The organism is Burkholderia sp. E168m23, from assembly GCF_016586125.1.
GTDB classification, from domain to species: Bacteria; Pseudomonadota; Gammaproteobacteria; order Burkholderiales; family Burkholderiaceae; genus Burkholderia; species Burkholderia orbicola.
Genome location: NZ_BCPP01001219.1, coordinates 1 through 1728 on the forward strand (window position 1 = coordinate 1; position 1728 = coordinate 1728).

Consider the following 1728-nt stretch of genomic DNA (forward strand, 5'->3'; position numbering starts at 1 on the left):
CCTTCAGTTCGATACCGGTGCCCGGGCGACCGTAGTGGACGACCTGCGGGTCCTCGTGGAACACCGTGCCGATGCCATGGCCGCAGTATTCGCGCACGACGCTGTAGCCCTGCGCCTCCGCGTGCTTCTGGATCGCGTAGCCGATGTCGCCGAGGTGCGCGCCGGGCTTGACCTGGTCGATGCCGAGCCACATGCATTCGTAGGTGGTCTGCACGAGGCGCTTCGCGAGGATCGAACCCTCGCCGACGATGAACATCCGGCTGGTGTCGCCGAAGTAGCCGTTCTTGATCACGGTGATGTCGATGTTCAGCGCGTCGCCGTTCTTGATCACCTTCTCGCCGGGAATGCCGTGGCAGATCACGTCGTTGACCGAAATGCAGGTGGCCTTCGGGTACGGCGGATAGCCGGGCGGCTGGTCGTAATAACTTCGTATAGCATACATTATACGAAGTTATACGACGTCGGCGGACAGATAGCGCCATTGGCCTTGCGGCAGCGCGCCGAGCATCACGCGACCCATGCGCACGCGTTTCAGGCCGATCACGTCGAGGCCGACCAGTTCGCACATGCGGCGGATCTGGCGCTTCTTGCCTTCGCGCAGCACGAAGCGCAACTGCTCGCCGTTCTGCCAGCTCACCAGCGCGGGCTTCAGCGCGACGCCGTCGAGCTCGAGGCCGTGGCGCAGCTTCGCGAGCGATTCCGCCGGGAAGTGCTGGTCGATGTCGATCAGTCGCTCGCCGAAGCGCACGCGCACCAGGTATTCCTTGTCGATGTCCGACTGTTCGCCGATCAACTGCTTCGCGATCACGCCGTTTTGCGTCAGCACGAGCAGGCCGGTGGAGTCGATGTCGAGACGGCCGGCCGGTGCGAGTGCATGCAGGTGTTGCGGGGAGAAGCGCACCGGCGAATGGTCGCCGCTCCAGCGGTTCGCGCGCGTGATCAGCACGGCCGCCGGCTCGTAGCCGTCTTCCGCCTGGCCCGATACGTAGCCGACCGGCTTGTGCAGCAGGAGCGTCACTTGCGCGGCCTGCGCGGCGCTCGCACGCTCGTCGATCTCGATCTTCTGGTCGGCGCGCACCTTGGTGCCGAGCGTGTCGATGCGTGCGCCGTCGACGAGCACCCAGCCCTTTTCGATCCATTCGTCGGCTTCGCGGCGCGAGCACATGCCGAGTTCGGACATCCGCTTCGACAGGCGCATCAGTCCCGTTTCGTCGCCGTAGTCGACGTCGGCCGCCGCGCGCTTGACGGGTTGCGCGGTCTTCACCGCGCCGAACGAACGGCGCTCGCCGTCGCGCGTGGGGCGGGCCGGACGGTCGCCGAAGCTGCGCTTCGCGCCGTCGCCGGCGGACTTGTCGCGGTAGGACGGGCGCTTGCTGTCGTCGCCACCTGCTGCACGGCGCGGACGTGCATCGTCGTCGACTGCGGCGCGGCGGACGATCGGACGACGTGCGGCGATCGCCGAAGCTGCGCTTTGCGCCTTCGCCGGATGCGTTGTCGCGATAGGACGGGCGCTTGCCTTCGTCGGCGCCTGCGCGACGCGGACGTGCATCGTCATCACGGCGCGGCGGACGATCGGACGACGTGCGGCGATCGCCAAAACTGCGCTTCGCGCCGTCGCCGGATGCGTTGTCGCGATAGGACGGGCGCTTGCCTTCATCAGTGCCCGTGCGGCGCGGACGTGTATCGTCATCGCGGCGAGCCGGTCGATCGGAAGACGTACGCCGATCG

At 67.0% G+C, this 1728-nt stretch carries 2 pseudogenes; both read right to left on the reverse strand.

The window, feature by feature from the left end:
• Positions 1–415: pseudogene (gene map / locus JMF90_RS35870) on the reverse strand (type I methionyl aminopeptidase); the annotation flags it as partial.
• A 36-nt stretch (positions 416–451) separates the two neighbouring features.
• Positions 452–1728: pseudogene (locus JMF90_RS40470) on the reverse strand (pseudouridine synthase); the annotation flags it as partial.